This is a genomic window from Rhodanobacter sp. sgz306013 (assembly GCF_057031145.1).
Window position 1 is genome coordinate 939153 of sequence record NZ_JBXCIJ010000002.1, and the last position, 23208, is coordinate 962360.

The following is a 23208-nucleotide window of genomic DNA, read 5'->3' on the forward strand; positions in this document are numbered from 1 at the left end:
GTTCAGGGCGCCGCCGCCAGCCATGCCCGCGCGGCCACCGTCAGCGCTTCCACGCCCGTCTCCAGGGTCGGGTGGAGCACCGGCAGGAAGCGCGGGTTGTGGTTGGTCGGGATCTCGTTGAGCCGGTTTTCGGTCTTTGCCTTCGCATAGGTATCGGGGTCGGTGCCGCCGACAAACCAGAACACCGACGGTACCCGCCACTCGGCGCCGAACGCACCGAAGTCCTCGCTGGCCGAGGTCGGCCCGGTTTCGCGGATGCGCTCGGCGGGGAAGTGGCGGCGGAAGGCCTCGACTACCTTCGTGGTCGCCACGTCGTCGTTGGTCACCAGTGAATAGTTGTCCAGCGGCGTGATCTCCGGCGGCTTTGGCGCGCCCGAAGCTGCCGCCTCGGCATTGACGATGCGGGTGATCGCGGCGAGCACGCGCGCACGCACGCCCTCGTCGAAGCTGCGCACGTTGAGCTTGATGACGGCCTCGTCGGGTATCACGTTTTCCTTGGTGCCGGCCTGCAGCGAGCCGATCGTGAGCACCGCCGCCTCGGTCGGGGCCAGCTCGCGGGCGACAATGGTCTGCAGGCGAAGCACCGTCGCCGCCGCCATCACCACCGGGTCGACGCTGGCCTGCGGCATCGAGCCGTGCGCGCCGCGCCCGAACAGGCGGATCTGCAGGCTGTCGGCCGCCGAGGTGATCACGCCCTTGCGCCCTCCCACGGCGCCCGCCGGGCCCACCATGACATGCTGCCCGAGCACCACGTCGGGTTTGGGGAAGCGGCTGAACAGGCCGTCGGCAATCATCGCCCGGGCGCCTTCGGCCGTCTCTTCCGCCGGCTGGAACAGCGCCATCAGCGTGCCCCGCCAGCTGTCGCGCGTTTGCGCCATCAGCGTGGCGGCGCCGACCAGCCAGGTGACGTGCATGTCGTGGCCGCAGGCGTGCATCACCGGCACGGTGTTGCCTTCGCGGTCGACCGCCGTGGTCTTGCTCGCGTACGGCGCGCCAGTCGCTTCCTGCACCGGCAGCGCATCCATGTCGGCGCGCAGCATCACGACAGGCCCGTCGCCGTTGCGCAGCAGGCCAACGACCCCGGTCTTGCCGATGCCGGTGGTGACGTCGTAGCCGGCGGCGCGCAGGTGGTCCGCCGCCAGCCCAGCGGTGCGGGTTTCCTGCATGGAAAGTTCTGGGTGCGCGTGGATGTCGGTGTACAAGGCTTCCAGTCCCGGCAGCAGGTCGCGCAGATTGCCCGGCAGCGGCGCGCCGGAGGTGGTCGGTTGCTCGCTCATGGTCGTGGGTGTCTCCGGGTTTCGAACGTGGGGGAGCGCTGCTTCGCGGCAGTGGACGATCCGCCCATGACCGTCACGATTGCGGCGTGATGAGCGGCCGCCGTGGCATCACGTCTGCCGCGCGATCGCGCGGCCGATGCGATGCGTCAGGCCGTCGAAGTCGCCCTGGTACAGGTAGCCATCGACGTAGAAGCTGGGCGTGCCGTTGACCCCGCTGCGCACGCCACCCATGAAGTCGCGGCGGATGTGCGTGTCGATGCCGGGATTGCGCAGCGTGGCGGCCAGCGCGGATGCGTCCAGGTCCAGCGCGCGCGCGCCGGCTTCCAGGCCGGCGGCGCCGTACGGAACCCAATCCTGCTGGTGCTCGTACAGCCAGTCGTGCATGTCCCAGAACCTGCCGGTGACCGCGGCGGCCTCGGCCAGTTCGGCGGCGAGGGTCGCGTACGGGTGTGCCTGGGACAGCGGGAAGTGGCGGAACACGAAGCGCAGATTGCCAGCGTAGCGGTGCTGCAACTGCTTCACCTGCGGGAAGGCCGCGCCGCAGGCGGGGCACTGGAAATCGCCGTATTCCACCAAGGTCACCACCGCATGCGCGTTGCCCTGCTGGTGGTCGTGCGCGGAAACCGGCGCGGCCAGCATGGCTTCCTCGTACGTCATAGGGTCCCCCGTGCGCCGGTCGTCGGCGCGTCGAGCGTCTTCTGGATGTTGTTCGAGGGCAGCCCCTCCAGCGCGTTGACGATGCCGGCCGCGCCCGGGTTGACCGCCATCGGCGACAGGTAGCTCCAGCGGATCACGCCGTCGCCGTCGATGACGAACAGTGCGCGCTGTGCCAGGCCGTGCTCTGCATCGTATGCGCCATACGCGCGTGCCACCGCGCCCTTGGGCTCGAAGTCGGACAGCAGCGGGAAGCGGTACCTGCGCTCGCGCGCCAGCGCGGCGTGGCTCCACACGCCGTCCACCGAGATTGCCAGCAGTTGCGCGTTGAGCCGGGCGAACTCGTCCAGCAATTCGTTGTACAGCGCCAGCTGGTCGCTGCACACCGGGCTCCAGTCGGCCAGATAGAACGCGAGGATCACATTGCGGCCGCGGAACTCCTTCAGCGCGACGCGCTGATCGGGGGTGGCGTGCAGGGAGAAGTCCGGCGCGGCGGTGCCGGCGGCAAGCAGGTTCATGGCGGGTCGTTCCCAGGGTTGGCCGGATGCAGGGACGGGCGTCACGCGCCGGCTTCGCGGCTTCGCTCCTCCGCCACGGTGAGGATGGCTTCCGGGGTGGCTTCAAGGCGGGCCCTCGGGATCGGCGCACCGCTCAGGTCGGACAGTCCGTAGCTGCCCTCGGCGATTTTCTGCAGCGCGCGCTCGACGTCCGCGATGCGGCGGTCGTCCACGTCGTGGAGGGCCTGCCCGACCTCGAGCTGCGCCATGGACTGCGCGGTTTCCGCGTCCTCGTGCGCCTCGTTGCCATGCTGCCGGCGGAACGCGCGCTCCGCCGACAGCTGCGCCAGCTCGCCGCCCAGCAGTTGCCGACGCAAGGCCAGCAGGCGCTGGCGCTGGTGTTCGATGAAATCGCGATCCGGGCCGACCGGCGCTTGCGGAGACATGGCAGGCTCCTGCCCGCGGCATCGGTGCGGGCGAGCCCGCCAACGTTGGACCCGCGCCGGTGAATGCACCGTATAAATCCGGCTGCCGTGCCGCCGCGGGATTTGCGGCAGCGCCCTGCAGGAATCGCCATCCGTGCGCCGCGGTTGCAGCAGGAATTCGAGTACCTCGCTGGTGCCGCGGCGATGCCGGTAGAGGAAGACGGGCCCGGCCGATTCATGCGCTTGCGTCTCTGTCCGCAGGTTGGTCCCGCCGGGCGTGTCACCGAATGGCTCCGTCGCTCGACGCTGCTGCCGTTACCCGCCAACGGCGTGCCGGACCTGCGCAATAATGGCCGCCTCGGTGCGGTCGGGCTGCTCCCGTTGCACACGCGGTACCGCCAGCGCCACGAAAAAGCTGCAGCCGGCCGGTGGCCGACGGGCACGGCTGACCGCGACGCCGCGCCTGGGTGCCGATCGCCACGCCGGCATCGAGCAGGATTGCGGCCACGCGCGCATGGGCTATCGCGCCGCGGCCCAGGTCCTGCCGCTGGCGCCTTGGCGCAGGCTGTGCGAAACCAGTTGCACCAAAGGTGCACATTGCCCATGATGGTGCAATGTGTGGCGATGCAGCAAAAGCCTGGGCGGAGCAGCTGGCGACCGGCGTGGCCCAGGTCGACGCGGGCTTGCGCGTGCGCTGGCTCAATCCCGCGCTGGCGGAACTGCTGGGCAGCGGCATGCGCAGCGCGGTGGGCCAGCCGCTGTCCTTGTGGTTGCGGGCGCCGGACGACCTGGCGCAGGCGCGCCGTGCCCTGGACGAGTCCCGCTTCGTGCAGCTGCGCGAGGCCACGCTGCTCGCGTTCGACGAGCGCACGCACGAAGCAGACGTCGGCCTGCAGCCCGACGGCGAGGGCGGCCTGCTGCTGGAAGTGCACGCCCTGGCGGAGCGCTCGCAGGCGGCCTCGCCGCTGTCCGCCACGTTGCGCGGCTTCGCCCACGAGGTGAAGAACCCGCTGGCCGGCCTGCGCGGCGCGGCGCAACTGCTGCAGCGCCGCGTCGACGGCGCCGAGCTGCAGGCGCTGGCGGGCCTGATCATCGACGAGGCCGACCGCCTCGCCGCGCTGGCGAACCGGCTGCTGCATCGCGACCGCGCCGCGCAGATCGGCGCGGTAAACGTCCACGAGCTGCTGGACCGCCTCAGCGAGTTGCTGCGGGCCGAACCCAGGCCACCGCGGCTGCGCCACGATTTCGATCCCAGCCTGCCCGACGTGCACGGCGACGCGGATCGCCTGCAGCAGGTACTGCTGAACCTCGCACGCAACGCGGTGGAAGCCGGCGCCGGCACGCTCGTCCTGCGCACGCGCGCCGAACACGGCGTGCGCGTCGGCACGCGCGTGCTGCGCAGCGCCCTGCGCGTGGACGTGATCGACGACGGTCCCGGCGTGCCCGCAGAACTGCGCGACACGCTGTTCGAGCCGCTGGTGTCCGGCCGCGCCGACGGCACCGGCCTCGGCCTGGCGCTGTCGCGCGAGATCGCCCACGAACACGGCGGCGAACTGCGTTGCACGAGTCGCCCGGGCGAGACGGTGTTCTCGCTGTACCTGCCGCTGGAGCCCCCGCATGAGTGACGAAATCTGGATCGTCGACGACGACCGCGGCGTGCGCTTCGTGCTGGCCGCCGCGTTGCGCGATGCCGGCCTCGCCGTGCGCGAATTCGACGCGGCCGATGCGGTGCGCGCGGCGCTGCGCACCCGGCGCCCGACGCTGCTGCTCACCGACGTGCGCATGCCGGGCGAGAACGGGCTGGCGCTGCTGGAGGATCTGCAGCGGCAGGGCATCGCCCCGGTGATCGTGATGAGCGCGTACACCGACGTGGCGACCACCGCCGCGGCCTATCGCGCGGGCGCGGCGGACTACCTCGCCAAGCCGTTCGACCTCGACCAGGCCGTGGCCACGGTGCGGCGCGCGCTGGCCGACCGCCTGCCGGCCGAGGCGCCTGCCGTCGCCGCACCGGCTCCCGCGCACGCACTGCTGGGCGGAAGCGCGGCGATGCGCGAGGTGTTCCGCCTGATCGGCCGCGTGGCCGCCAGCGACCTCAACGTGCTGGTGACCGGTGAAACCGGCACCGGCAAGGAGCTGGTGGCGCGCGCGCTGCACGAGGAGAGCGCACGGCGTGCGCAGCCCTTCGTGGCGCTCAACACCGCGGCGATTCCCAGCGAGCTGCTGGAAAGCGAGCTGTTCGGCCACGAGGCCGGCGCCTTCACCGGCGCGCAGCGGCGCGTGGCCGGGCGCTTCGAGCAGGCCGAGGGCGGCACGCTGTTCCTCGACGAGATCGGCGACATGCCGCTGGCGCTGCAGACGCGCCTGCTGCGCGTGCTCGCCGGTGGCGAGTTCTACCGCGTGGGCGGACGCGAGCTGATCCGCTGCGACGTGCGCATCGTCGCCGCCACCCACCAGGACCTCGACGCGCGCGTGGCGGCCGGGCAGTTCCGCGCCGACCTCAAGCACCGCCTCGACGTGGTGCGCATTGCCTTGCCCGCGCTGCGCGAGCGCAGCGAGGACATCCCGCTGCTGGCCACGCACTTCCTCGCTGCCGCGGCGCGGGAGCTGAAGCTGTCGCCCAAGCGTTTCGCCAGGGCCACACTGAAGGTACTGGCCCAGCGCGATTTCCCGGGCAACGTGCGCGAACTGGAAAACCTCTGCCGCCGCCTCGCGGTCATCGCGCCGGGCGCGGAAATCCTGCCCGCCGACCTGGGCGCGTCGCCGCCCTCGGGTGTCGCGGACGACTGGACCGACGCCTTGCGCGCCTGGGCTGCGCGCGCGCTTGCCGACGACGAGGCCGATATCCATGCCCGTGCGCGCGAGGCGCTGGACCGTGTGCTGCTGGAGGCGGCGCTGGCCGCGCACGGCGGGCATCGCCAGCATGCGGCGGCGGCGCTGGGCGTGGGGCGGAACACGCTGACGCGCAAGCTGGGAGCGTCGCGGGCCCGGCGCCGCTGATTCCGCCGTCCTGCCGCGGGGGATTTCCCCGCTTGCCGCCCTTGTCCGAATTGCCCGCGGGAAATTAGGTGCGGGCCGCGCCGCGCCGCATCACGCATGCCGGGCCGAAGCCCGGTCCACCCTCGTACCCGCAGGTTGGGATTCCCCCGGCCTGTCACCTGTCAGCGTTCCAGCCGCCGCAAAAACACCGCCATCTCCTTCTCCGCCTGCTTGTCGCCGCGCCCCTGCGCAACGGCGATGCCCTGCCGCCAGGCGTCGGCGGCACCGGCGCGGTCGTCCAGGGCGAGACAGGCCTTGCCCAGCAGCTTCCACGCCGCGGAGTAGTGCGGGTCGAAGCGCAGGGCGTGGCGGAACTCCATCGCTGCCGCGGCGGCATCGCCCGCCTCCAGCAGCGCGTTGCCCAGTGCGTAGCGCAACAGGGCGCCGTCGCGAGCGCCGCCGCACTGGTTGCGCAGGCTGGCGATCAGCGCGTCCTTGCTCACGGCGGCATGCGAGCGCGCCCGCCGTCGGCCGTGTAGACCTGCGGCGGCTGCTCCGGCTCGGGCGGCGCGGTGCCGTTGCGCAGGTCGGCCAGCGTGGCGGCGGGCCACACCACCAGCCAGGTCGAACGGAACGGCTGCACCAGCAGCGCGTAGCGCATCGCCTGCGGATCGACCTTCGAGGGATGCTCCACCACCAGGCCGTCCGGATACGCCTTGGCGAACGCGGCCAGCTGCGCGTCGCTGTACAGCTCCACGATCGGCCGGGTCAGCCGCGCCTGGAAATGGAACTGGCCCTCGTAGTTGCCGAGGCAGCCGATCGCGTGCCCGGCCTGTTCCGCCGCGCCGAGCAACTGCGAGGTGGGGCGCAGTTCGTAGCGCGGCCACATGGTGAGGGTGAACAAGGTGTTGAGCGCCAGCGTGCCGACCAGCCCCGCCACCGCCAGCCGGCGCAGCTCGCCGCGGCCGCGCAGCAGCAGCAACAGGCCCAGCAGCAGGAACACCACGGCGAAGTAGCGGCTGTACGGCGCGCAGGCATCGGGCCAGTCGCCGTGCAGGTGGTTGCCGGCCACCAGGTTGGGCAGCACGAACAGCAGCAGGGCGAAGGCGAGGCTGCCCACGCCGAGCGGCCAGGTGCCCAGCCAGCCGGTGTTGGCGAGCTGTGGCCGGCGTTCGCGCAGCAGCGCGATCGCGCCGCACAGCAGCAGCATCGTGCCGGCCAGTTCCGGCAGCAGGTAGTAGAGCTGCTTGCCGCGCACCAGCGAGAACACGAGGAAGGTCGGTACCACCCAGCACAGCGCGAAGCGCAGGCCCGGTTCCAGCGGCCGGCGCAGCGCGGCCAGCGCCGCCCATGCGCGTGGCCAGCCGACGAACGGGAACAGCAGCGCCGGCAGCATCAGCACGTACCACAGCACGGGGCGGGCATGGCTCTGCAGCGGCTCGGCGGTCTCCACGCCATGGATCACCCGCGCCGCGGTCTGGCTGAAGAACAGGCGGTGCATGTAGGCCTCGCCGCCGGCGAAACCCGCGGGCAGCGCCCAGGCCAGCAGCATCGCCAGGCCCAGCAGCACGGCCAGCACGCCGCAGCCGTACCAGCGCGCGCGACGGGTGCGCGCGGCCTCGCTCCACAGCGGGCCGAGCAGCCACGGGAAGACCACGTGCAGCAGCATCACCGGCCCCTTGGTGAGCAGGCCGAAGCCGATGCACAGGCCGAACAGCCACCAGCGCGGCTCGCTGCGTCGCGCCGTGGGCACGAGGCACAGCAGCGCGGCCAGCGCCCACACCGCCAGCAGCACGTCGTACATGATCTGCAGGCCGAACAGGAAGGCGTAGGACAGCGCCAGCAGGGTCCATGGCGCGGCCTTGGCCATCCACGGGCGGCCCGGAAACATGCGTCGTGCCAGCAGCGAGATCAGCACCAGCTCGGTGCCGCCGAAGCCCACCTCCAGCACGCGCGGCCACACGTCGCTCACGCCGAACACGAACCAGCCGGCATGGATCAGCCAGAACAGTAGCGGCGCCTTCTCGCTGTAGGGCTGGCCGTTGATGTGGGGCACCAGCCAGTGGTGCTGGTTCCACATCTCCCACGCCACCGCGAGCGTGCGGGTGGAATACAGCGGCATCGGGCCATGCGCGAAGATCGCCAGCAAGGCGACCACCGTCCACAGCGGCAGCCACGGCCAGAGCGAGCGCAGGTGTTCGGAGCGGCTGTAGGAAGAGAGGGGCACGGGGCAGCTCGGGCGGAAGGTGGATGCGATTCTAGCGGCGCTGGCGCGAGCCTGCCCTGGGGCCGAGGGACGGGATTCATCCCGCCGTCGGGCACCTGCCGCCCCGAGGTCCGACCCGCCGGATCAGCGCCGGCCGGCGGGGCCCCAGTAGCCGATGCGACGGCGGATCTTCAGCTTGCGCCACAGGTTCCACGGCTTGGCGCGAAGGTTGCGGCCGCCGCGGGCGATGAAGGTATCGATGGCGTCCAGCACGCGTTCGCTGGAGCGGCCGTCGCGGTAGGGGTGGATGGCGTCGGCATAGGTCCGGATCGCCGCCATCAGCTCCGGTGGACGGCTCAGCGCGCGCGCTATCGCCGGCTCGAAGTCCTTCACGTCGTGGATGTCGATCAGTTGCGGACCGGGGCGGCGGTTGTCGAACGTCACTACCGGCTTGCCGGTCAGCAGGAACTCGTTGAGCGCGGAGCTGGTGTCCGAGCACATCATGTCCACCTGGCCGAACAGCTCCAGGATGTTGTCGTTCTCGGCGAACGTCAGGTACTCGTTCTGCAGCGCCTTGAACTTCGCCACCGTTTCCGGGTTCATCTTCGGGTGGAAGCTGACGATCCAGCGCCAGCGGCCGTCGCGAGACAGCCGTTTCACCTCTTCGTACAGCGTTTCCGCCGCACTCCACGAGGGCGAGAAGGTGGAGTGGTAGAGGATCACCGGCGGCGTGCGCACCGGCGGAACGGCGCCGCCGAGTTCGCGCATGAAGGGGTCGATCTTGGGAAAGCCCGTCTCGATCACGCTGAAGTGGCCGAGCTTGTCGGCAATGGCCTGGAACTGCGCGGTGTCCCGCGGGCCGGTGGTGCAGTACAGGTCGAAGAAGCCGCGCACGTAGATATGCCTCGGCTTGCCCGCGTCGAAGCCGTGGAAGGTCTCCACCTTCACGCCGGGGAAGAAATGCGGCACCGCATTCGACGAGGTGATCACCGCCAGCGGCTTCCATGCACGCACCTCGGCCACCGTCAGCAGGCGCTCGTCGGCGTGCAGGTCCTCGGCGCCCGGGCCGTCGAAGAACCAGGCTGCCTCGTCGCCGCGCGCGCGGATCGCCGCCTGGATCGGCCGCAGGATGGCCAGCGCATAGCGCTCGGAGCCGTAGAGGAGGTAGTGCTTGGGCATGGGCTGGATATTCGGACGAGGCGGATAGCTTAGCTTTTCTCCCTCTCCCCTTTGGGGACGGGAGGCGAGCGCGCCGTGCGGGTCCGCAAGCTCCCGCCTCGCGGTCGCATCGGAATCAGGGCTCGATGTGATGCCTGTTCAATGCATCGGTCGCTTCGGCGACCGATGCGGGGTTGCTCACCATCTCGTAGTAGCGCATGCGCTTGTACAGCGCGTAGCTGGCTGCGGTCTGTGCGATCACGAAACCGCGCCAGCCGTCGAACATGGCCAGCCGGAATACATAGTCCTTGAGAAAGGCCAGCAGGTACACGAAGGGTGCCTGCCACATCCGCGCCGGCTTGCCCTTGTCGCGCCAGTCGCGGCATTTCAGCTCGGCGTAGCGCAGCACCTTGAGCTGCTTGTGCACCAGGGTGGGATTGTTGGCGTGGTCGAACGGCGCGTCGAAGGTGGGCGCGCTGCCCTCGAAGCGCAGCGACTCATGCACCCGCGCATCGCTCCAGCGGGCGCGGCCGCGGTGGTAGAGCCGTGCCAGCTTCTCGCCCACGTTGGGCCGGTACCAGCGCATCGGCCGGCCCATGTAGAGGGTGCGCCGGCGCAGCCACGCGGCCGGGGCCGCGCCCGCCATCAGCGCGGGCAGATTGCGCTCCAGCTCGGCGGCGAGCTCGGGCGACAGCGACTCGTCGGCATCCAGCACCAGGATCCAGTCGTGGCTGCACTGGGTGGTGGCGAAGTTGCGCTGGGGACCGAAACCGAGCCAGTCCTGGTGCACCACGCGGGCGCCGTGCGCCTGCGCGATCGCTACCGTACCGTCGTCGCTGCCCGAATCCACCACCAGCTTCTCGGCCGCGAACGGCACGCTGTCCAGGCAGCGCGCGATGCAGGCTGCCTCGTTGCGGGTGATGACTGCGAGGGTGAGGGGAAGGGTGGGCATGGCGGGATTCTACCGGGCCGGCGGCGCATCCCGCCGGGAGGGCCCGTTGCCGCCCTCTGCGCGCCGCCGCCGGCCGGTGGGCTGGGTTTCAGCCGGCGGCAGGCATGATGCGGTCATCGCTACGCCGGGCTGGCGCGTTTACCGGTCTGTTGGCCCTGTAGAGCGCGCCATTGGTTATGCTGCGCGCTGCGCAAGGGAGTGCGGTGGCGATCGCACGTGCCACGTCCGAAGGTTCCATGGGTCACGAGAAACACGACATTCCGCTGATGCAGGCCGTGCCGGCCGCCCCCGGGCCGCTGGCCGGAGCTGCCGACGCGCCGTTGTTCCTGCGCCGCCGCGGGTTCTGGCGTGGCGTGCTTGGCGCGGGCCTGGTGTGGATGATGCTTGGTCTGGTGGCGATGCCTTCGGGAGTGTCGTTCAACCCGGGCAGGCTGTACCAGACCAGCCTGATCGTGCTGCTGTACCTGCCGGCCTGGTGCCTCGCGCTCACCTCGCGGGCGGCGACCTGGAGGGAGTTGCTGCCGCTGCCGGCGTTCCGGCTTTTCCTGGCGCTGCTGGCCTGGGCGGCGCTGTCCCTGCTGTGGGCGCATGCGCGGCACCTGGGCGACGAGTTCGGCCGCCTGCTGAGCGTGCTGGCCTTCGTGCTGGCGTGGCCGGTCTGGCTGGGCGAGGACGAACGCCGTGGCCACCGCCTGCTGCTGTTGGCGGGCCTGGGCATCGCGCTGTTCGCAGGCTACTACTGCCTGCACTACCTGTACCGTCCGCCGCAGGACGGCCGCATCGTCGGCGAAGGCGTAATCGCCACGGCGAACTACGCGGCCGCGGCGATGGGGGCGGCCTGCCTGTGGCTGGCCTTGCTGCCGATGGCCGACAGGCGCGTCTCGGCGTTGCGCTGGCTGGCCGTGCCGGTGCTGCTGGCCTTCATCGCGCTGACCGACTCGCGCAGCATCTGGCTGGCGCTGGCCCTGTGCGCGGTGTGCGCCCCGTTGTGGCAGGCGGGGCGCGCCGCGCGCTGGCTGGCAGGGGTGGTGCTGGCCCTGATGCTGGCCTGCTTCGTCTGGCCCCTGCCGGCGCTGGTGGAGCGCGGCGCGTCGCTGCGCCCGCAGCTGTTCGAGCAGTCCATGCACCTGATCGCGCAGCGTCCGTGGCTCGGCCTGGGCCAGGGTGCGCCGTTCGCGCTGAAGGTGGCCGGGGCAGAGTACACGCACAGCCACAACGTGCTCACCCAGACCATGATCGAACTGGGCCTGCCCGGCCTGTTGCTGCTGGTCGGGCTGTGGCTGGCGACGGCCTGGATGGGCTGGCGGCATCGGCACCGGCCGACCGGCAGGCTGGTGCTGGCGCTGTGGCTGTATGCCAGCGTGGTGCTGCAGTTCGACATGCCGCAGCTGCTGGACAGCCCGCGCCCCGGCTGGCTGCTGGTGTGGCTGCCGCTCGCGCTGGCGCTGTGGCTGGAAGTCGACGCGCGTCGCCGTGCCGCTGCCGCGGCTCGCTTACACTAGCCGCCTCGCGTTCCGGAACGACGACTGATGCGCAAGGTACTGGTGACCGGCGGCGCCGGCTTCCTCGGCTCGCACCTGTGCGACCGCCTGCTGGCCGATGGCCACGACGTGTTGTGCGTGGACAACTTCTTCACCGGCAGCAAGCGCAACGTGGCGCACCTGCTGAACCACCCGTACTTCGAGCTGATGCGCCATGACGTCACCTTCCCGCTGTACGTGGAGGTGGAGCGCATCTTCAACCTGGCGTGCCCCGCCTCGCCGGTGCACTACCAGCACGATCCGGTACAGACCACCAAGACCAGCGTGCATGGCGCGATCAACATGCTGGGCCTGGCCAAGCGCGTGAAGGCGCGCATCCTGCAGGCCTCCACCAGCGAGGTATACGGCGATCCCGAAGTGCACCCGCAGCGCGAGGAGTACTGGGGCCGGGTCAACCCGATCGGCTTCCGTTCCTGCTACGACGAGGGCAAGCGCTGCGCCGAGACGCTGTTCTTCGATTACCACCGCCAGCACGACCTGGACATCAAGGTGGTGCGCATCTTCAACACCTACGGTCCGCGCATGCACCCCAACGACGGCCGCGTGGTGAGCAACTTCATCGTGCAGGCGCTGAAGGGCGAGGACATCACCGTCTATGGCGACGGCAACCAGACCCGCAGCTTCTGCTACGTGGACGACCTGGTCGAGGCCTTCGTGCGCATGATGGAATCCGAGCGCGGTTTCACCGGCCCGGTGAACATCGGCAACCCCGGCGAGTTCACCATGCTGGCGCTGGCGGAGAAGGTGCTTTCGCTGGTCGGCGGCAAGTCCAAGCTGGTGTTCCGTCCGCTGCCCGCCGACGATCCGCGCCAGCGCCAGCCCGACATCGCGCTGGCGCGGGACAGGCTGGGCTGGCAGCCGGAGGTGGCGCTGGAGGATGGCCTCAGGGAGACCATCGCCTACTTCCGCCGGCTGCTGGAGGCCTGAGGTGGACGCCGCGCCCGCGTTTTCGGTCGTCCTCACCAATTACAACTACCGCGACTTCGTGGCCGAGGCGGTGGACGGCGCGCTGGCCCAGGCCTGCCCGCCGCTGGAAGTGATCGTGGTGGACGACGGCTCCACCGACGGTTCGCCCGACTACCTGCGCGAGCGCTACGGCCGCGATGTGCGGGTGAAGCTGCTGTGCGGCGAGAACGGCGGCCAGCTCGCCGCCTTCCAGCGCGGCCTCGCCGCCGCCCGCGGCGACGTGGTGTGTTTCCTCGACGCCGACGACCGCTGGGGACCGGACTACCTGCGCCAGCTCGCCGAGGTGTTCGCCGCGCGCAGGGACGTCGACTTCGTGTTCTCCGACGTGCGCCTGGTGGGCAACGAGTCGGGTGTGCAGGCCTACGCGGAGGAGGCCATGGATCTGGGCTACACCGTGCTCGGCACCTGGGTGCGCGCACGGTGGTACGGCGCGCCCACGTCGGCGCTGGCGCTGCGTCGCAGGCTGGCCGAACGCGTGCTCGACCTGCCGCCGGAGTTCGCGGCGAACTGGCGCATCAGCGCCGACAACTGCCTGGTGTTCGGCGCCAGCGTGCTGGGTGCGCGCAAGTACTACCTGCCCACCGGCAACGTCGACTACCGCATCCACGGCCGCAACGGCTGGTGGCACGAGCAGGCGCGCATGCGCGAGTTCGCGCCGCAGTTCCGCTCGCGCTGCCTGATCAACCATTACGCCGCGCGCATGCACCTGGATGCCCATGCGCTGGACCTGGCCAAGGCCGAATTCAAGACCCGCGAACGCCCCACCTGGGTGGAGGCCCGCCTGTACGCCGGCATCGCCATGCGCGGCCCATCGTCGTGGTGGAAGCGGGCCGAGCGCGCGCTGGCGATCCTGCGTCGTGGCCTGCGCGGACGCTGAGCACGCCATGCAGGTCAGCGCCATCGTACTCACCTACAACTGGCCGGCCGCGCTCGCGCGCGTGCTGGCCAGCCTGACCGCACAGACGCGCCTGCCCGACGAGGTGATCGTGGCCGACGACGGTTCGGGTGCAGAAACGCGAGAGCTCATCGAGCGCATGGAGCGCGATTTCCCGGTGCCGCTGCGCCACGTATGGCAGGAGGACCGCGGCTTCCGCGCCGCGCGGGCGCGCAACCGCGGCATCGCCGCCAGCCGCGGCGACTATGTGATCCTGATCGACGGCGACATGGTGCTGCACCCCGCTTTCGTGGCCGACCACCTGATGTTGGCCGAGCGCGGTTTCTTCCTACAGGGCGGGCGAATCAAGGCCACGCGCGAGGAAACCGCGAAGTTGCTGGCGGGCGGCAGGCCGGTATTCGCACCGTGGTCGCTGGCGGACTTCCGCGCCTTCGATGCTACGCGTCGCCACTATGCCTTCCACGCGCCCATGCTGGCGCGTTGGAAGGCACGTCAGCGGCGTGGCGGCCGCGTGATGAGCTGCAACATGAGCTTCTGGCGCGACGACCTGCTGCGCGTGAACGGCTTCGACGAGCGCATGGAAGGCTATGGCGCGGAGGATCGCGAGCTGGCGGCGCGGCTGGAAAACGCGGGCGTGCGCCGACGCCAGCTGAAGTGGGCGGCACTCGCGGTGCATCTGGAACATGCCTCGCGTGCGCAGCCCGATGTGGACGACATGAGCCTGCCTAATAATCGTATTTTTCGCGACACGGTCGAAAGCGCAGTGGTGCGCTGCGATCACGGCATTGCCGATCATCTGGCTGAATTTGCCGACTGATTATCAGTTACGAGCTGACGAGGTGTTCGGCAATAGCCTTCAAGCGTTGGGGATAGGCTTGGCTGTTAACGACGAACCAGTCGCGCGCTGCCTGGCCGAGCACCTCGGCCTGTGATTCGCTCATAGCGATGCACCGCTGGATGACTTCGCGCATGGCCACTTCGGTAAAGCCGTAAAGAGTGGAAAGGCGTTGCATTCCGGTCGGAATTGCCGGCACAAGCACACCGCGCTCAGGTGTCACCATTTCATTCATGGGCTCGGCATCGAGCGTCACGACCACGGCGCCGCAGCTCATTGCCTCGACTAGGTAATGGCCATAGCCTTCGGTCTGTGAGGGGCACAGATGGAAGCGATGCGAGTTCTGTAAGCGCCGATATTCGTTGTCGTCAATGAAGTCGCGAATCCAGTTTACATTGGCTGGTACCTCCCTCATGTTCATGCGCTTGCGGCGCCAGATGAGGGTCAACGTAGGCCAATGTGGGTTTTCAGCCCAGATCTTGAGTAAGGCTTCTGTGCCTTTGTTGCCACTGCGTCCAGGTCCGTGGAAGAAAGCATGCTTGCGAGGCTCGTTCGGTAGCATTCGGTCGAAGCTGGTGCCGCCAATGAACCGGGTTCGTGTTCCCAATGCCTCAAAAAGCGGGGTGGCGTGATGAGTCTTGGTCCAGACCTCGTCGATCCGTTGCAGGTGAGGGCGATCCTCATCGCGAAACCATTCGGGAAAAGGAATGAGCACATTGTGCCGTGCGCCGCGCATGAATTCGGGGCGGACACGCTCGAAGAACACGTTGATATCGTAATCGGAGGGAGCAATACGTATTTTCAATCGCGTCAGCCATTCAGCTATTCGCCCCCGGTGTGGTAAACCAGAAATAGTGGGGTCCAAGCCGGCTGCGCTGAGTGTGTCGGCGGTCAGATGCAATTCGCGTGTCAGGCCTGCGCCGTTGTCGCGCCCTATCAGACGCAAGCGAACAACGGAGGGGGTTTGGTTGATCATGGCGTGCCCGGAAAAAGCATCATTTGATCATTCGGGATCGGCTGGAAGGTCGGATTTTTCGTCATTGGCCGGTGTGCAACCGGCAATGACTGAGTCGGCCTTGAACATCCACCAGTCGCGCTGGTTGGCGTGGCCGAGGTAGATCGCCTTGGCGCGATCCACGCAAGTGCCCAGCGCCGGTTGCTGCACGAAAAGCCAGCGAGTGGCCGGTGCCTGCGCCTGCCACTGCACCGCACGGGCGAACTGCAGGTGGTAGGGCTGCTTGAAGCCGAAGTCGGTGGCGGGCCGGTTGAGCATCAGCAGGTTCTGCTCGGTCCACGCCACCAGGCCGAGCTGGTCGCCGGGAGCGAGGTGGCTGCGCACCGCGGCCATCAACGCGGACGAGGAACTGGAGGGATTGAGCAGCGGCACCGCCCAGAAACCCCAGGCCAGCCACAGCGCCGCCATGCCGCCGCACACCGCCCACGGCGCGCGGCGCACGCGCAGCGCGGCGACCAGGGCCAGCTGCACCGCGCCCAGCGCCACGCACATCCACCACAGCGCGGCGCCGCCGTCGGCGAGATCGCGCTCGGCTGCGAACGTCGCCACCTTCGGCGCATGCGCGAACAGGGCGTAGCCGCCCAGCGCCAGCATCGCCGCGCCCATCGCGGCGATGAACGCGAGGCCCGCCACGCGCAGCCAGCGCCTGGTCAGCAGCTCGTCCGCGAACGGTGCGCAGGCCAGCGCCAGCATCGGCAGCGCGGGCAGAATGTACACGTCGCGCTTGCCGGGCGAGGCGCTGAAGAACAGCAGCACCAGCACCACCCAGCCCAGCGGCAGCAGCACGCGTGCGTCGCGTGCCTTCAGCCGCTGCCACCAGCGCGGCAGGCAGCCGGGATAGAGCAGGGACAGCGGCAACCAGCTGAACAGCAGGATCGGGATGTAGTACCACCACGCGTGGATGTGGTGCCAGGCGTCGGCATAGCGCTTCGCGGTCTGCTTGAACAGGATGTCGCGCACGTAGGCCGCGTAGGCCGGGTTGCCGTCGCGTGCGTGGGCGGCGAGCAGCATCGGCACCAGCCACAGCGCGATCGCCGCCAGCGCCGCGGCCAGCCCCAGCAGCCAGCGCCACCAGGCGCCGCGGCCCGGCCGCACGATGCCGTCCCAGCCGCGCCATGCGGCCCAGGCGTAGGGGATCAGCATCAGCAGTGCGAGGAAACCCACGCCCTTGGTGATCACGCCCAGCCCCGCGCAGAAACAGCCCAGCCAGTACAGCGGCCAGTGCGCCGTGCGCGTTCCGTCCGCATCGGGGGGCGCCAGCAGGTGCCGCAGCAGGCCCCAGTTCGCCGCGGTGATGAAGAACACCACCAGCGGATCGATCTGCGCGCGCTGGTTCTGGTACACGAACTGGAACGCCAGCAGCAGGCCGCCCGCGGCGTACAGGCCGGTGCGCCGGTCCCACAGCCGGCGGCCGAGGTCGTAGACTAGCAGCAGGGTGCCCAGCCCGGCCAGCAGCGAGGGCAGCATGAAGGCGAGCCGCCACCAGCGGACCAGCTCGAAGCTGGAGGCCTCGGCCCACATCAGCATCGGCGGCTTGTCCGCGTACAGCTCGCTGCCGCGGTGCGGGAACAGCCAGTCGCCGCTCTCCACCATCTGTTTCGCGGCCAGCGTGAAGCGCGGCTCGTCGGAGGGCCACGGGTCGCGCAGGCCGATGCCGGCGCCGAGGATCACCAGCGCGATCAGCAACAGCAGCCAGAAACGGCGGCGCTCCTCGGGGCTGGCCTTGGAAAAAGCGGACATGGAACGTTCCTGCGCGAGCGTGATGCGGGCGGATCAGCGCTTTTCGAGCACCGCATAGTACATGCCGTCGAGATCGCCATCGCCGGGCAGGACCTGCCAGCCAACGGCGGCGGCCTGGCCGACGGGCAGGCTGAACGGCACGGCCCGCGCATCCGGGTGCGTGGTGAGGAAGGGTGCCACCACGTCCTCGTTTTCCGCGCGCAGCAGTGAGCAGGTGATGTAGACCAGCCGACCGCCCGGCGCCAGCAATGGCCACAACGCTTCGAGGATGCGCCGTTGCTGGCTCGCCAGCGCGGGAATGTCGTCCGCGCGACGGTGCAGGCGTACGTCCGGGCGGCGGCGCAGCACGCCGGTAGCCGAGCACGGCGCGTCGAGCAGGATGCGCTGGTAGGGCTTGCCGTCCCACCACGTGGAAGGATCGCCGGCATCGCCCACCACCACGTCGGCCTGGAGGTGCAGGCGGGCGAGGTTTTCGCGGATCCGCCCCGCGCGCCTGGCTTCGAATTCCAGCGCGGTCAGCGCAACGTCGGCGCGTTCCAGCAGGTGGCAGGCCTTGCCGCCGGGCGCGGCGCAGGCATCCAGCACGCGCTGGCCGTCGTGCGCGTCGGCGAGGTCGGCGGCGACCTGCGCCGCGCCGTCCTGCACCGCGAACAACCCCTCCGCGAAACCGGGCAGGCGGGTCACGTCGGTGCTGTGCGGCAGCACGATGCCGTCGGCCAGCCATGCGTGCGGTTCGGCCGTCTGGCCGTCCGCGCGCAGGCGCTCGATCAAGGCATCGCGACCGGTGCGGCGACGGTTGGCGCGCAGCATCAGTGGCGGTTCGCGGTTGTCCGCCGTCATCACCGCCTCGGCCTGCGCCGGCCAGTCGCGGGCGATGGCTTCGGCCAGCCAGTGCGGATGTGCGTGGCGGGTTTCGGGGCGGGCATCGAGCGCGGCAAGGTGCGTGATGCGCTCGCGCTGCCAGCGGCGCAGCACTGCGTTGACCAGGCCCGCCAGCTGCGGCTGCTTCAGCGCGCGCACCGCCTCCACCGTGGCCGCCACCGCGGCGTACTCGGCCAGCTCCAGTATCTCCAGCTGCACCAGCCCGAGCACCAGCAGCGCGTGCACCGCGGGTTCCTTCCGGCGCAGCGGGCGGTCCAGCAGGCGGTCCAGCGCAGCGTCGTAGCGCGGCCACCAGCGCGCGCCGTCGCTGACCAGCGCCATCAGCAGGGCGCGGTCGCGCGGATCGGGGAGCTTGGGCGCATGGCGCTCCATCGCTTCGCGCAGGGAGGCGCCGCGGAGGGCGATGTCGGCGAGGGCGCGGGCGGCTTCGGCGCGGGTGTCGGTCATGGGGCGGGTTTGACTTCCCTGCTTGCAGGGGAGGGTTGCGGTGGAGTGGGCTTTGCGGCTTGTCGCTGGCCACGGAGCGGTTTCGAGCGCCCTTTGGGCCCCCGAGTTACTTCTCCTTTGCTTGTCCACGCACGTGCAGGAGCACGTGCGAACGGCGAAGCCGGCCCGCAAGGGCGGAGGGCGGGATGCCCGGAGTCAAGGAGAAGTAACCAAGAGGAAACGACACCCCGGGGCGGCGCTTGCCGGGCGTCCTGCCCGGCATGTACGCGAGGCGGGGCCGGGCTTTTCGAGCGGGCTCCTGCCCGCGCGAAAAGGCGAATCCATCCATGGATTCGCCCGCTACGCGGCCTTTTCGTCCCCACCTCACCGCCGCCCAGGGGCCCCGGAAAAGCAGGCGCGCCTCCTGCGCGCCAGAAGCTGAAGCGCGGCGTACTTGCAGCGCTTTGGCTTGTTCTGGCCGTTGCTTCTGCGCGCTGGGAGCGCGCTGTTTTACCCGGGGCCCCTATGGCGCGGCGGGTGGGTGGAGGAACAGTCCGCAGGATGGCGGGCAGGGATGCCGTCCAGTTTTTCGCCGGCACAGGAGGTGCCGTCGAAAAACCCCGTAACCCACTCGCGCACCCGCAGGGCAGGATGCCCGGAGGGCGCGCCATCGGGGTGGCCTCTCTTTGGGTTACTTTTCTCTGGCCACGCAGAGAAAAGTGACTCGGGCGCCGGTAGGCGCTCGAAACCGCTCTATCGATACGATGAAAAACAGGTCGACTCGAGTTCACCGCAAGCACGGCCTCAACCCGGCGGGGAGGGCGCAAAGGCCTGCCGCAACTCCGGACGTGCATTGAGGTAGTCGGCGGCGGTGATGCGCCGTCCGCCCGCCCGCTGCAGCGCGGTGATGCGCAGCGCGCCGTTGCCGCAGGCGACGTCGATGCCGTCGCGGCCAGCGCCGAGCACCTTGCCAGGCGTTGCGGCATGGGCGAGTTCGAGCGCGCGGGCGGCCCAGATGCGCAGCGGTTCGCCGGCAAGCTCGGCGTCGCTGCCGGGCCAGGGATCGAAGGCGCGCACCTGGCGCTCCAGCTCGATCGCGGGGCGGGTGAAGTCGAGGCGTGCCTCGGCCTTGTCCAGCTTGTGCGCGTAGACGATGCCTTCGGCAGCCTGCGGCGTGGCGGCCAGCGCCTCGCCGGCCGAGGTGCGCGCGAGGCCTTCGGCCAGCGCCTCGGCGCCCAGCGCGGCGAGCCGGTCGTGCAGCGAGCCGGCGGTGTCCTCGCGGGTGATGGGCGTGCGTTTTTCCAGCAGCACGGGGCCGGTGTCGAGGCCGGCCTCCATCCGCATGAGATCCACGCCGGTCTCAGCATCGCCGGCAAGGATGGCGCGCTGAATCGGCGCTGCGCCGCGCCAGCGCGGCAGCAGGCTGGCGTGCACGTTCCAGCAGCCTAAGCGCGGGATCGCCAGCACCTTGCGCGGCAGGATCAGGCCATAGGCCACCACCACCATCAGGTCCGGGCGGTACGCGGCGAGCGCGGCCTGCGCCTGGGCGCCTTTCAGCGATTCGGGTTGTTCCACCGCGATGCCGGCGGCGAGCGCGGCCTGTTTCACGGGGCTGGGCGCGAGCTTGCGTCCACGGCCGGCGGGACGGTCGGGCTGCGTGTAGACGGCAACCAGCTCGGCGCCGCTGGCGCGGCACGCGTCGAGGCAGGGAACGGAGAACTCCGGGGTGCCGGCGAAGACGATCCGCAACGGCCGTGCACTCAAGCGCTGGCCGCCTGCTTGCGCTGCTTTTCCAGGCGCTTGAGCAGCAGCGAACGCTTCAACGGCGACAGATAGTCCACGAACACCTTGCCGGCGAGGTGGTCCATTTCGTGCTGAACGGCCACGGCCAGGGGGCCTTCGGCCTCGTAGGTGAATTCCTTGCCGTCCACATCGTGGGCCTTCACCTTCACCTTCAGCGCGCGGGTCACGTCGGCATAGACGCCCGGGAAGGACAGGCAGCCCTCCTGGTACACCTGGGCGCCGTCCGTCGCGACGATCTCGGCATTGATGAGCACCAGCGGCTGGTTGCGCTCGTCGCTCATGTCGATCACCAGCACCTGCTGGTGCACGTTGACCTGCGTGGCGGCCAGACCGACGCCATTGGCGGCGTACATGGTCTCGAACATGTCGGCGACGAACTGCTTGAGTTCCGCGTCGAACACGGTGACCGGCGCGGCCTTGGTGCGCAGGCGGGGATCGGGGAATTCGAGGATGGTGAGCAGGGACATGCCGTCATTGTAGTACGCCACCGCCGCGGGAGAGCCGACGGCCGCGCCCCATGGCGGCCGCGGATTCTGCGACCCGGTGCCGATTGCACCGCTTAATGCTTCGGTTACACTCGCTCTCACCGCGGGGAGGGGGATTCCCACCAATGTTCAAGAAAGCCTTCACGGTGCTGGCTGGCACCATGGTCGCGGCAGCGGTGTGTGCCGCCGGCGCCGCGCAATTGCGCAGCAACCACCCTGATTCGTACACCGTGCGCCGCGGCGACACACTGTGGGGAATCTCGGCGAAATTCCTGGTCAAGCCATGGCTGTGGCCGGAGATCTGGCAGGCGAATCCGCAGGTACGCAACCCGCACCTGATCTACCCCGGTGACGTGCTCAACCTGTCTTTCATCAATGGTGCGGCGCTGAAGCTGCAGCCGGCCGTGCACCGCGAGGGCGAGGCGGTGCCTGCGATCCCGCTGGATGCGCTCAAGACCTTCCTGAAAGACCTGCGCGTGATGGATTCCAGCGTGGTCAGCAAGGCCCCCTACGTGGTGGGCGTGGAAGAGAACCAGCTGCGCGCCACCTCGGGCCAGAACATCTACGTGCGCGGCCTCGACAGCCAGCCGGGCCAGCGCTGGGCGATCGTGCGGCCCGAGCACGTGTTCCGCGGTTTCGACGACGGTTCCGGCGGCAACGCGGAGTTCGGCGACGAGCTGTATGCGAACGCGGCGATGGTGAGGTCGCCGTGGGAGGAGGACTTCAACAACGGCTCCGGCCACTTCCTCCGCGGCCGTGACATGGGTGTCGAGGTGAAGGTGATCGGCACCGCCGAGACGCTGCGCACCGGCGACCCGTCCACCCTGCTGCTGCTCGATTCCACCCAGGAAGTGCGCAGCGGCGACCGCATCATGCCGGTGGACGACAACCCGTACGACCCGTATTTCTACCCGCATGCGCCGAAGCAGCAGCCCAAGGACGGCCGCGTGATCGCTTTCACCGACGCGATGGACGCGGTGGGGCCGCACCAGGTGGTGGCGCTTTCGGTGGGCTCGAAGGACGGCGTGGACAACGGCACTACCTTCGCGATCTGGCAGCCCGGCGACAACATCCACGACGACGTGGCCAGCAACAGCTGGGACCGCGGCGTGGGCAAGCGGGTGACCCTGCCGGAGGAATACATCGGCCACGTGATGGTGTTCCGCACCTTCGACAACGTCAGCTATGGCCTGGTGATGGACGGCCTGCGCCCGGTGAAGAAGGGTGACAGGCTGCGCCTGCCGGAATAGGGTCGGCGTAGGCATCAACCCACACGACGGCGCGGCTCACGCCGCGCCGTTTTCGTTCGTACACTGCCGGCATGGACGAGACGCACGAACTGCGCGCCTGGCTGATCGCCCTGCGCACGCCGGGACTGGGGCCGGGTGGCCTGCGCGAGGCACTGGCCGCGGCCGGCGACTGCATCGAGGCCGTGCCGGCGCGGCTGCGCCGGCAGGCCGCCAGCCTGGGCGAGGGCGCTGCAGCATGGCTGGACGCGCCCGACCCGGCGCGCCTCGCCGCCGACCTCGCCTGGCTGGCCGAACCCGGCCATCGCCTGCTGCGCTGCACCGACGCGGATTTCCCGCCGTTGCTGGAAACCATCCCGCAGCCGCCGGCCGCGCTGTTCGTGGCCGGCGACGCCAGCCTGCTGCTGCATCCGCAGGTGGCCGTCGTGGGCGCGCGCGGCGCCAGCCCGGCGGGGCTGGAGCACGCGCGCCGCTTCGCCCGTGCGCTGGCGCTGGCCGGTTTCACAGTGACCAGCGGCATGGCCGAGGGCATCGACGGCGCCGCGCACGAGGCCGTGCTGGACGCGGGTGCCGCCGCCGTCGCGGTGGTCGGCACCGGGCCGGACCGGGTCTATCCGCGCAAGCACCATGCCCTGGCCCGGCGCATCGCGGCGCAGGGTGCGCTGGTCAGCGAGTTCCCGCCAGGCACGGCGGCGCGCGCCGACCACTTCCCGCGTCGCAATCGCCTCATCTCGGGCCTGGCACTGGGCACGGTGGTGGTGGAGGCGGGCCTGCAGTCCGGCTCGCTGATCACGGCGCGGCTGGCCGGCGAGCAGGGTCGCGAGGTGTTTGCGCTGCCGGGCTCCATCGCCAACCCGCTGGCGCGGGGCTGCCATCGGCTGATCCGCGACGGCGCCCGCCTGGTCGAGGAGCCGGCCGAGGTGATCGAGGCGCTGGCGCCGGCCGCGCAGGCGCTGGGGGTGGAGCTGGCCGAGCGGCTGGGCCGGCCCGATACCCGGGCGTCCGCCCGCCAAGGCGGCTGGCGCGACGACCCGGACTACCGCTGCCTGCTCGACGCACTGGGGCACGACCCGGCCACGCTGGACGAGCTGGCGCAGCGCAGCGGGCTCGCCGCGGCCGCCCTGTCTTCCATGCTGCTGATGCTGGAGCTGGAGGGGTGCGTGGCGGGCCTTCCGGGCAACCGCTACCAGCGCATGCCCGGCTAGATGCAGCCCCGGAACCCGCGCCA

General features: G+C 70.1%; 21 protein-coding genes. 8 read left to right on the forward strand and 13 right to left on the reverse strand.

The genetic code is table 11. The features are described from left to right. Positions 1-2 precede the first annotated feature (2 nt). The 4 genes from AC2EWF_RS09125 to AC2EWF_RS09140 form a co-directional block, all read right to left on the reverse strand. Entirely contained in the window at positions 3-1277 is a 1275-nt protein-coding gene (locus AC2EWF_RS09125; protein WP_483639042.1) for a M20 family metallopeptidase, read from the reverse strand. A 108-nt stretch (positions 1278-1385) separates the two neighbouring features. Then, the gene (locus tag AC2EWF_RS09130) at positions 1386-1934 is read right to left on the reverse strand and encodes a DsbA family protein (protein WP_483639043.1); all 549 of its coding nucleotides are present in this window, start codon (positions 1932-1934) and stop codon (positions 1386-1388) included. Continuing rightward, on the reverse strand, positions 1931-2449 hold the full coding sequence (locus tag AC2EWF_RS09135) for a redoxin domain-containing protein (RefSeq protein WP_483639044.1): 519 nt from the start codon (positions 2447-2449) through the stop codon (positions 1931-1933). The genes AC2EWF_RS09130 and AC2EWF_RS09135 overlap by 4 nt, the downstream gene beginning before the upstream one ends. 41 nt (positions 2450-2490) lie before the next feature. After that, a complete protein-coding gene (locus AC2EWF_RS09140) occupies positions 2491-2874 on the reverse strand; it encodes a TraR/DksA family transcriptional regulator (protein ID WP_483639045.1) in 384 nt (127 codons plus the stop codon). A gap of 593 nt (positions 2875-3467) precedes the next feature. On the opposite strand from AC2EWF_RS09140, the gene AC2EWF_RS09145 reads away from it, so the two are divergent. Further along, positions 3468-4478, forward strand: coding sequence for a two-component system sensor histidine kinase NtrB (locus tag AC2EWF_RS09145; protein ID WP_483639046.1), 1011 nt, complete (start codon positions 3468-3470; stop codon positions 4476-4478). Continuing rightward, positions 4471-5850 (forward strand): nitrogen regulation protein NR(I), encoded by a 1380-nt coding sequence (ntrC, locus tag AC2EWF_RS09150; protein ID WP_483639047.1) that lies wholly within the window; start codon positions 4471-4473, stop codon positions 5848-5850. The genes AC2EWF_RS09145 and ntrC overlap by 8 nt, the downstream gene beginning before the upstream one ends. Before the next feature lie 161 nt (positions 5851-6011). Here the strand turns inward: ntrC and AC2EWF_RS09155 are convergent, their stop codons facing one another. The 4 genes from AC2EWF_RS09155 to AC2EWF_RS09170 all read right to left on the reverse strand — a co-directional run bounded on the left by AC2EWF_RS09155 (position 6012) and on the right by AC2EWF_RS09170 (position 10145). After that, complete coding sequence (locus tag AC2EWF_RS09155; protein WP_483639048.1) at positions 6012-6332, reverse strand: hypothetical protein; 321 nt, start codon at positions 6330-6332, stop codon at positions 6012-6014. Beyond that, positions 6329-8056, reverse strand: a complete 1728-nt coding sequence (locus tag AC2EWF_RS09160) for an ArnT family glycosyltransferase (RefSeq protein ID WP_483639049.1) — start codon at positions 8054-8056, stop codon at positions 6329-6331. Before AC2EWF_RS09160 ends, AC2EWF_RS09155 begins: the two co-directional genes overlap by 4 nt. A gap of 123 nt (positions 8057-8179) precedes the next feature. After that, positions 8180-9214 (reverse strand): CDP-glycerol glycerophosphotransferase family protein, encoded by a 1035-nt coding sequence (locus AC2EWF_RS09165; protein WP_483639050.1) that lies wholly within the window; start codon positions 9212-9214, stop codon positions 8180-8182. 115 nt (positions 9215-9329) lie between these two features. Next, on the reverse strand, positions 9330-10145 hold the full coding sequence (locus tag AC2EWF_RS09170) for a glycosyltransferase family 2 protein (protein WP_483639051.1): 816 nt from the start codon (positions 10143-10145) through the stop codon (positions 9330-9332). A 236-nt stretch (positions 10146-10381) separates the two neighbouring features. Here AC2EWF_RS09170 and AC2EWF_RS09175 point away from each other — a divergent pair, with 236 nt between their 5' ends. Genes AC2EWF_RS09175 through AC2EWF_RS09190 form a run of 4 tightly spaced genes read left to right on the forward strand, consistent with a single transcriptional unit; the run spans position 10382 to position 14364 of the window. Further along, positions 10382-11647: an O-antigen ligase family protein gene (locus AC2EWF_RS09175; protein ID WP_483639052.1), complete on the forward strand. Its 1266-nt coding sequence runs from the start codon at positions 10382-10384 to the stop codon at positions 11645-11647. A 27-nt stretch (positions 11648-11674) separates the two neighbouring features. Next, positions 11675-12613, forward strand: a complete 939-nt coding sequence (locus tag AC2EWF_RS09180) for a UDP-glucuronic acid decarboxylase family protein (protein ID WP_483639053.1) — start codon at positions 11675-11677, stop codon at positions 12611-12613. A gap of 1 nt (position 12614) precedes the next feature. Beyond that, on the forward strand, positions 12615-13529 hold the full coding sequence (locus AC2EWF_RS09185) for a glycosyltransferase family 2 protein (protein WP_483639054.1): 915 nt from the start codon (positions 12615-12617) through the stop codon (positions 13527-13529). A 7-nt stretch (positions 13530-13536) separates the two neighbouring features. Continuing rightward, a complete protein-coding gene (locus AC2EWF_RS09190; protein WP_483639055.1) occupies positions 13537-14364 on the forward strand; it encodes a glycosyltransferase family 2 protein in 828 nt (275 codons plus the stop codon). Between the two features lie 7 nt (positions 14365-14371). Here the strand turns inward: AC2EWF_RS09190 and AC2EWF_RS09195 are convergent, their stop codons facing one another. The 5 genes from AC2EWF_RS09195 to def all read right to left on the reverse strand — a co-directional run bounded on the left by AC2EWF_RS09195 (position 14372) and on the right by def (position 20715). Further along, complete coding sequence (locus AC2EWF_RS09195) at positions 14372-15358, reverse strand: glycosyltransferase (protein ID WP_483639056.1); 987 nt, start codon at positions 15356-15358, stop codon at positions 14372-14374. 27 nt (positions 15359-15385) lie between these two features. Continuing rightward, positions 15386-17137 carry an ArnT family glycosyltransferase gene (locus tag AC2EWF_RS09200; protein ID WP_483639057.1) on the reverse strand — a complete coding sequence of 584 codons (1752 nt, stop codon included), beginning with the start codon at positions 17135-17137 and terminating at the stop codon, positions 15386-15388. Positions 17138-17170: 33 nt separating this feature from the next. Beyond that, positions 17171-18466, reverse strand: a complete 1296-nt coding sequence (gene rsmB, locus AC2EWF_RS09205) for a 16S rRNA (cytosine(967)-C(5))-methyltransferase RsmB (protein ID WP_483639058.1) — start codon at positions 18464-18466, stop codon at positions 17171-17173. 783 nt (positions 18467-19249) lie between these two features. Continuing rightward, positions 19250-20209, reverse strand: a complete 960-nt coding sequence (gene fmt / locus AC2EWF_RS09210; protein ID WP_483639059.1) for a methionyl-tRNA formyltransferase — start codon at positions 20207-20209, stop codon at positions 19250-19252. Then, entirely contained in the window at positions 20206-20715 is a 510-nt protein-coding gene (gene def / locus AC2EWF_RS09215; protein ID WP_483639060.1) for a peptide deformylase, read from the reverse strand. Before def ends, fmt begins: the two co-directional genes overlap by 4 nt. A 143-nt stretch (positions 20716-20858) precedes the next feature. Here def and AC2EWF_RS09220 point away from each other — a divergent pair, with 143 nt between their 5' ends. Continuing rightward, positions 20859-21983 carry a LysM peptidoglycan-binding domain-containing protein gene (locus AC2EWF_RS09220; RefSeq protein ID WP_483639061.1) on the forward strand — a complete coding sequence of 375 codons (1125 nt, stop codon included), beginning with the start codon at positions 20859-20861 and terminating at the stop codon, positions 21981-21983. Between the two features lie 71 nt (positions 21984-22054). Continuing rightward, positions 22055-23185: a DNA-processing protein DprA gene (gene dprA / locus AC2EWF_RS09225; RefSeq protein ID WP_483639062.1), complete on the forward strand. Its 1131-nt coding sequence runs from the start codon at positions 22055-22057 to the stop codon at positions 23183-23185. Positions 23186-23208: the final 23 nt, after the last annotated feature.